Origin of the sequence: Methanospirillum sp. (assembly GCF_028679455.1) — an archaeon.
In the GTDB taxonomy this organism is placed as follows: Archaea; Halobacteriota; Methanomicrobia; order Methanomicrobiales; family Methanospirillaceae; genus Methanospirillum.
On the sequence record NZ_JAJRBM010000406.1, the window covers coordinates 1 to 6,801 of the forward strand.

The 6,801-nt window shown below is 42.7% G+C and carries 9 protein-coding genes; 5 read left to right on the forward strand and 4 right to left on the reverse strand.

Annotation, left to right across the window (positions count from 1 at the left end; genetic code table 11):
• Positions 1-162: 162 nt before the first annotated feature.
• From LUQ50_RS13860 to LUQ50_RS13870, 3 genes are all read right to left on the reverse strand, one after another.
• Positions 163-876 carry a tetratricopeptide repeat protein gene (locus LUQ50_RS13860; protein ID WP_300040667.1) on the reverse strand — a complete coding sequence of 238 codons (714 nt, stop codon included), beginning with the start codon at positions 874-876 and terminating at the stop codon, positions 163-165.
• A gap of 59 nt (positions 877-935) precedes the next feature.
• The gene (locus LUQ50_RS13865; RefSeq protein ID WP_300040669.1) at positions 936-1,415 is read right to left on the reverse strand and encodes a YkgJ family cysteine cluster protein; all 480 of its coding nucleotides are present in this window, start codon (positions 1,413-1,415) and stop codon (positions 936-938) included.
• 186 nt (positions 1,416-1,601) lie between these two features.
• Complete coding sequence (locus LUQ50_RS13870) at positions 1,602-2,786, reverse strand: Xaa-Pro peptidase family protein (RefSeq protein ID WP_300040671.1); 1,185 nt, start codon at positions 2,784-2,786, stop codon at positions 1,602-1,604.
• A 322-nt stretch (positions 2,787-3,108) separates the two neighbouring features.
• Between LUQ50_RS13870 and LUQ50_RS13875 the strand changes: the two genes are divergently transcribed.
• A complete protein-coding gene (locus LUQ50_RS13875) occupies positions 3,109-3,531 on the forward strand; it encodes a hypothetical protein (protein ID WP_300040674.1) in 423 nt (140 codons plus the stop codon).
• Positions 3,532-3,652: 121 nt separating this feature from the next.
• On the opposite strand, the gene LUQ50_RS13880 is transcribed toward LUQ50_RS13875, so the two are convergent.
• Positions 3,653-4,141, reverse strand: a complete 489-nt coding sequence (locus LUQ50_RS13880; protein WP_300040676.1) for a helix-turn-helix domain-containing protein — start codon at positions 4,139-4,141, stop codon at positions 3,653-3,655.
• A gap of 106 nt (positions 4,142-4,247) precedes the next feature.
• Here LUQ50_RS13880 and LUQ50_RS13885 point away from each other — a divergent pair, with 106 nt between their 5' ends.
• From LUQ50_RS13885 to LUQ50_RS13900, 4 genes are all read left to right on the forward strand, one after another.
• Positions 4,248-5,027: an ATP-binding cassette domain-containing protein gene (locus tag LUQ50_RS13885; RefSeq protein ID WP_300040678.1), complete on the forward strand. Its 780-nt coding sequence runs from the start codon at positions 4,248-4,250 to the stop codon at positions 5,025-5,027.
• A 5-nt stretch (positions 5,028-5,032) separates the two neighbouring features.
• Positions 5,033-5,737 carry a GTP-binding protein gene (locus tag LUQ50_RS13890; RefSeq protein WP_300040680.1) on the forward strand — a complete coding sequence of 235 codons (705 nt, stop codon included), beginning with the start codon at positions 5,033-5,035 and terminating at the stop codon, positions 5,735-5,737.
• A gap of 3 nt (positions 5,738-5,740) precedes the next feature.
• Complete coding sequence (locus LUQ50_RS13895; RefSeq protein WP_300040682.1) at positions 5,741-6,436, forward strand: (Fe-S)-binding protein; 696 nt, start codon at positions 5,741-5,743, stop codon at positions 6,434-6,436.
• Positions 6,433-6,801, forward strand: a 369-nt coding sequence (locus tag LUQ50_RS13900; protein WP_300040684.1) for a homocysteine biosynthesis protein, incomplete at its 3' end; no start/stop codon positions are given. The genes LUQ50_RS13895 and LUQ50_RS13900, both read left to right, overlap by 4 nt.

Genomic DNA, 6,801 nt, shown 5'->3' on the forward strand with positions numbered 1-6,801 from the left:
GATTTAAAACAGAAAATCCAGTCAATTGAAACAGAACAAATTGTAGATGTATCTAAATTCACTAGAGTAGTCAGGTGCTGGTTAGCTAGATCAGGTCTTTTGATATCTTAATTATATTGAAAGCATTTTCCGGAGGGGAAATTTGGTTAAAAAAGTGAAGTATTATGAATAAAGTGCAGATACGGGCAATGATAGGATTTTTAATCTTGATGTATCCTTACTCGTCGGAGCGATATGTAAAGCACGATCATATGCCTTAACTGCCTCATTATACTTCCCTAACCGATACAAAGTGACTCCTTTATTGTTCCATGCGGTGGAGTAATCAGGATGTATCTGTAATGCCTGCTCATACGCAGCAAGAGCGTCATCATATTTTCCTAACCGGCTTAATGTAACTCCCCGGTTGTTCCAGATAATTGCTGATCGTACTGTATTCCTGTCTATATGAGGAATCTCATTTGCATCAGGGTCACAATTTATAATTGAATTCGTAATTTCTTTCTTGGTTTGTCGTGTTTCAGGTTCGGGTATAACACTGGTAATGAGCGTTTCATCCCGCTCTGGAGACGCCGAAGATGAGACTATTTCAGATTTTTTTTCAGATACAGGTTTAGAAATTGAATTTGATTCTACTTCTGGTATATTCGACTCGGATGATTCAATACCATTATTGGCTGGTACTACTGATTCTGTAATTTCATCATCCTCATTATCCCATTCTAAAGAGTCTAATGCTTTAATCTCAAACAATGATTTAAAATCTTCGATATCATCATCCGGGTTATTAGTATGACCATTTGGTGAACGTCTGTTAAAGAATCCCATATTATCTTTAAAAATAGTAATGAGGACATTAAAAGATCTTTCAACCAATTATGTCAAATATCCATCCGGATTATACAGCATTCAAATTGGATACGAAAGGGAAAGAATCAATCCCGAATCTTAAATCCTGCAGTGTGGATGATTGAACACATCTTCCGATCCCATATCTCATCATCATCCTCATGTAGTGTCCTAATACAGTGTTCCCAGATTTTTTCCAGGGACTCACTTTCCGTATGGAGATGCCTGCGTTCCATCACCCTCCCTACACGGTTTCCCTGATTATCAAGAATTAAGAACCGCCAACACCCATAATCCTGGCAGATTTCAGGTCTGGTGAGATGAACAGTACAATAATACAGGCCATCGTTTGTATTGAATCGAAAAAACGGACATGCCTCCGGACGTTCGAGAAAAATATCGTGGAGGTCATAAAGCATATGCAAAGATTCTGATACAGATACAATCTGTCGGAGTCCGGTATACTGATTTCGGATAAGATTCGAATAATCTCCATAATCCTCGATGATCTCAAATACCAGCCCCAGGTGGCTACAACATTCCCCACATTGCTGACATTCAAACACCAATAGTATTCACCCCGCTCATACCCTCTCCTAGAGATATCAGGGTATCTATTCAGAGTTCTGTATAAACAGAATAAAAATATCTGGTTGTATCGGAATAAATTATATCAGGATCAGAATTGAGGAAGTGCAAAGAGACATCCCTTCTGATTGTTGGAAAAAACACCACACAGGCGGAGTTACTCATTAAAATACTTCCACGAGTCCTTTGCTCATTCCGGTAATTGATCGCCCCCCACAAGGAGTAACGAGGAAGGTATTCTCAATTCCGACCAGACCAACGTCGGGAATTCCTTTCTTTGGTTCAAGGGCAAAAACCATACCTTCCTGAAGCGGTTCATCAAACCCTTGCGCAATCACCGGATATTCATCTATCCAAAGCCCGATACCGTGACCGAGAAAATTCACCCGATGTTTCCCATATCCCATAAAATTTTCAAGAAATGCAGGTTCCAGATCTTCGAGTATTTCACGGTAAATGGCAGATGGTATGGCGCCGGGTTTTAATTCAGCAGCAATGGTGTTCTGAAGTTCTACACACCTGATATGAGATTCTATTGCTTCTTCAGGTATTGTTGACCCGAACATATAGGTCATGGTCTTATCAGTCTGATATCCCTTATATCCACATCCAATATCAATATTTACGAGATCTCCGTTCTTCAGTTTTCGGTCCCGGCTTCCCATAAGCGGTGTCGAAGGATGCATACCAAATATTCCTCCCGGTGAATTGATACAGGTTGGATACAGGGAATTTGTTCCAAACCCTATCTGACCGAGAAGCATCTCGTTAAACATACCAAACCTGATAATCCCCTGGTGGCCTTTCTCTACCATCAGCGAATAAAGTTCACAGGTGAGTGATGCTTCATCGATACCTGCCCGAAGCATATCTGGCACACAATCTTCGAGTACATGTCGATGAATTGATCCGGCATGCTCCATTAGAGCAATTTCATAGGGACTTTTCAGAGCCCTCACTGCTGCAACCTGTTCATCAACAGATTTAATGTTAGAAAATGGCAGATGTTTCTGAAGTCTGGTGAGTTGGGAAATCGTCATAATCCCGGTCTCAAGGTAAACCGTTTTAGCGAGGTTGCCCATACCCAAAGCCACATCCCGGTAACTTCGCATTTTTCTGATATCAGGGAAACAGGACTCATCAATGGCCCGTTCATAACTCTGCCGAACCCAGAATACTGCATCATTATCCTGTGGAATTAAAAGAATTCCATCCTGCATGGTACCAGTAAAATAGTAGAGAGGTATCTTGCCTATTATTGCTGCCAGTTCCCAATCAGGAGAAGTTTTATCCATTCGTGCCCGAAACCGGCTCATCCGATCATCGAGTTCAGTAAACGGGACCTTCATGCTAATAAGAATGGGTTTGGTATTCTATTAAGAATACTGCAAAAATGGATTAACAGAAATATGATTAAATAGATAAATCCTGACTTACTCTACCATCAATATTTATATCTCGATTCATGGGGGGGTTACCTGCTCATCACCTGGTACCGCTGATCTGGCCTCACAACTCCAGATACTAGGATGCCGGTACACTAATTTAATCCAGCATTAACCCCATTGATTCAAAAAAATTAGAGAAACAGACACAAGGATTATTGGGTATCAATCCATACATTCGATCATGCACAGATCGTTGTGGTCTATTTTTATTATCGCTGTTTTCATGGCATGTATGGTTGTTCTTCCTGCAGGGGCATCAGAGACCCTTACCGGTAATGATGTAAAATTTCTCAATGATGTCACCAAAGAAGGATTACCATTACTTACATCAATCCCAGACATCATGAAAGAAGGATTTTTCAATGGAACAGATTCCTCTGTTGCCACTATAAGTCAGGAAGAGAGCGACGCACTGAACGCTTTTAGCTTGAAGATCAACGAATATACGCTTTCTGATGAGATAACCCCGGTACGGGATCAGGTTAATGCTTCAGTTGATGTTTTCAAAAAAGACCTGACTGAATATGCAACCCTGGTCAACACATGTGGTTCTTGTGTGCATACCATGAACGAGATGTATCCAAGACTTCTTGAAGAGGTCAACAAGACTAACACTATAGTCAGTCAGTTCAACCAGACAGCATAAATCTGATAATATCCCTATTTTTTCCGATAGTTCAACGACTAGCGGATATATATGTAATTATTTCGATGAAACTTTTCAGTTCATAAATCCGGAAAATATTAGTTTAACGATTGCCCCTGATTCATACCAACTGCCGGGTTAGGGACTTTATTGCCTCCTCAAATGAGGCGATGTCAGGTTTTAGGATTACAACAGGAATATCTACAATCCGTTCGATCAATGCTGCAAGGATCGGAGCACAAATAAGTCCTGCAGCCCCCTCTTTTTCTGCCCGGACTGCCGCGATTATACAGTCTTCCATGGTGTGGGCAGGATATCCTTTGACCCGGTACTTCTTCCCTTCCAATGAGATCGTCTGATTACCGATCTCATCGAGAAGAAATTTTGCAGCGATAATCGCAATGGTGTCCTGATCAAACGGTTCAAGTGCCATAACAATCGCACGCACGGTTGAAAGGCGGGGATCACGTTCACCTGATGTAATCTTATAGATAGTAGCAACGGGAATACTTGCAAGGTCCGCTAGTTCTTTCAGACTGATCTGTTTATGATCGAGTGCTTCCTCTAACGCTTCCTTGAAGTCTTGTCTAAAGATTGCTCTGGAAAACATACTATACCATTGTATAATTATTGGATATATAGTTTGTATTAAAAGTCATTTTTTATCTTTTTTAGACCAAAAAGTATTATCATTTCTGGATCCATGATTCCCATATATGTCTGAAAATATCATTCACGAGATCACCATACTTCCTGGAAGAAACCGAAATGGTGAACCCGAGGGTTTTGATGAAATCAGGATAAAACCTGGAGATACAATCTCTATCGTTGGTCCAACCGGATCAGGGAAGAGTGCTCTTATCAATGATATCGAGATATTTGCAAGTAGGGATACTATCACAAAAAGACAGATCCTGGTTAACGGAACAACCCCCCCAGATCACTTCATCCGTGACCCTGCTCGTAAACCTGTTGCCATGATTACTCAAAATACCCGTTGTCTCTGTGATCTTTCGGTTGAAGATTTTCTATGTATGCATACCAGATCACGGGGATATAGGGACCAGGATCTCGTTGAAGAAACTGTTTCACTTGCAAATCAGTTTACCGGAGAAGCTATCCGTCGAACCGTCAGAATGACCCAGTTATCAGGGGGACAGACCAGATCCCTGATGGTCGCTGATGCCATCCTCATCTCCAATACTCCGATAATACTCCTTGATGAGGTGGAAAATGCCGGCATATTTAAAAACCGGGTGATTGAGGCATTACGAAGATACCATAAAGCGCTGCTTTTTGTAACCCATGACCCACTCGTATCACTTCTTTCTGATAGAAGGATAGTCATGCATGATGGTGCAGTTGCCAAAGTTCTAACTCCGAATGGATCTGAACAGTCTGCTCTCAAACAGATGCTTGCATATGATGCTGCTATTGCCAAAGTCAGAGAACAGATCCGTGCTGGTGAACTGATTACTAACGCGATTCCAGCCTGAACGAAATGAGACTCATAATCGTAGCCGGTCCCCCTTCAACCGGTAAGACCTCAGTTATCAGGCAGATCATCAGATCCATGCCGAACCATCGATTTGTATATCTTAAGATCGATGTGGTGGTTGCTACTGAGGATGAAGAACTTGCTGCTGAATTTGGGATCGCGACTAAAAAAATATACTCTGGAGATCTTTGTCCGGACCATGCCGGGATCATGGTTATGGAAGATGCCATCTCCTGGGCTGCCGGGCTAGGGGCTGATTACCTGATTGTTGAAAGTGCCGGTCTCTGTCTGCGATGTACTCCTTATACTACTCAGTCTCTTGGAATCGTAGTCCTCTCAGCAGTTTCCGGAATACATTCACCGGTGAAAATGGCACCCATGATAGCACTTGCAGATATGGCAGTAGTAACAAGGGTTGATCTCGTAACACAGGCTGAAAAGGAAGTATTCAGAGAGAGGATTAAAGGGATTAGTAGTAGTATCGAGATCGTTGAGACGAATGCAATTCAGGGAACCGGTCTTCGATTCCTGATCCGGACAATTGAAGAAGGACCCGAGGTGACTGATTCAAAGACGATTACCTTACGTGGAATTCCTCCACTTGGGGTATGTACCGTATGTATCGGAAAAACCTCCATCGGATGGCAGAATCACTTCGGGGTCGTAAGAAAACTAAACGGTGCCGATTATCTCTTCCGGGGTGAGTAGGTAGTGACTTTAGACCTAAAAAATCCTGAACATATTCCTTCAGGTCAATCATCCGAATGGACTCCTCCAGGGAGGGATTGTGGTGCCTGTGGCCTTGATAAGTGCTCTACCTTCATGGATGCGGTCAGCAAGGGAACAATGCAAAATCAGGACTGCCCTTTCTATCTGGGAAAATCAGATGCCAGTTCCCGGATTCAGAGCCCAGAGATACCATCTGCATATACACAGAACCAGATCCCTGAATCTGATATTCTCGGAAATCCTCTTGATTTTATCATTATTCCTCTCCCCGGAGAGCAGTCTGCGAGAAAATTCTTACTTCCATTCAGACCTGATATGGTTGAACAATGGGATATTAAACCTGGAGATATTATTACCGGAAGACCGATGGGAGCAGGATGTCCGGTTCAACATGTGGTACAGGTCATTTCGGCTAGCAGAGTATCAGGATTGATAGCTGGTCATGTAGTCGGCCCTGCATACTCGCGGGGACAGGAAGTTAAAGACCTTGAAGCATATCACATGATCGGATTTGAAGGAATCGCAGTACCATCCAGAAGTGAACCTGTCTTTGGAAAAAGGATGCGATTTTTACCTGGATTTTGTATGATGAATCTTGGGCATACCGGTGTGGTAAACATGCTTCTGGAAACAAAATATGGTCTGCACGTCAGGGTAGAAGATATCAGGATCCAATGACAGGACTGGAAGAGATCCGGGATCGGATCAGGAAAGGAACTGCAGTTGTTCTGACTGCGAGTGAATTTAAAACACGTATCACAGAAGGTGAATCACTACAGGATGTAGACATTGTCACCTGTGGTACCTGCGGAGTAATGTCAGGAACCTATGCAGTACTTTCAGTACCGGTGGCTCCTCCCGGAACATTTCTGCGTGCAGATACTGTCTCGTTGAACGATGTTCCCGCTATTCCAGGCCCATGTCCAAATGAACGTCTTGGGCTCGTTGATCTTATCGTATATGGAACCACTCATGCTTCACCCCGGTACGGAGGAGGTCATCTTTTCCAGGATATTATTGCCGACCGTGATATCCACGTGGAA

Coding starts and splice junctions, on each gene's coding strand:
- LUQ50_RS13870 (WP_300040671.1), bottom strand. CDS start 2,786: ATGAAGGTCCCGTTTACTGAACTCGATGATCGGATGAGCCGGTTTCGG.
- LUQ50_RS13875 (WP_300040674.1), top strand. CDS start 3,109: ATGGCATGTATGGTTGTTCTTCCTGCAGGGGCATCAGAGACCCTTACC.
- LUQ50_RS13880 (WP_300040676.1), bottom strand. CDS start 4,141: ATGTTTTCCAGAGCAATCTTTAGACAAGACTTCAAGGAAGCGTTAGAG.
- LUQ50_RS13885 (WP_300040678.1), top strand. CDS start 4,248: ATGTCTGAAAATATCATTCACGAGATCACCATACTTCCTGGAAGAAAC.
- LUQ50_RS13890 (WP_300040680.1), top strand. CDS start 5,033: ATGAGACTCATAATCGTAGCCGGTCCCCCTTCAACCGGTAAGACCTCA.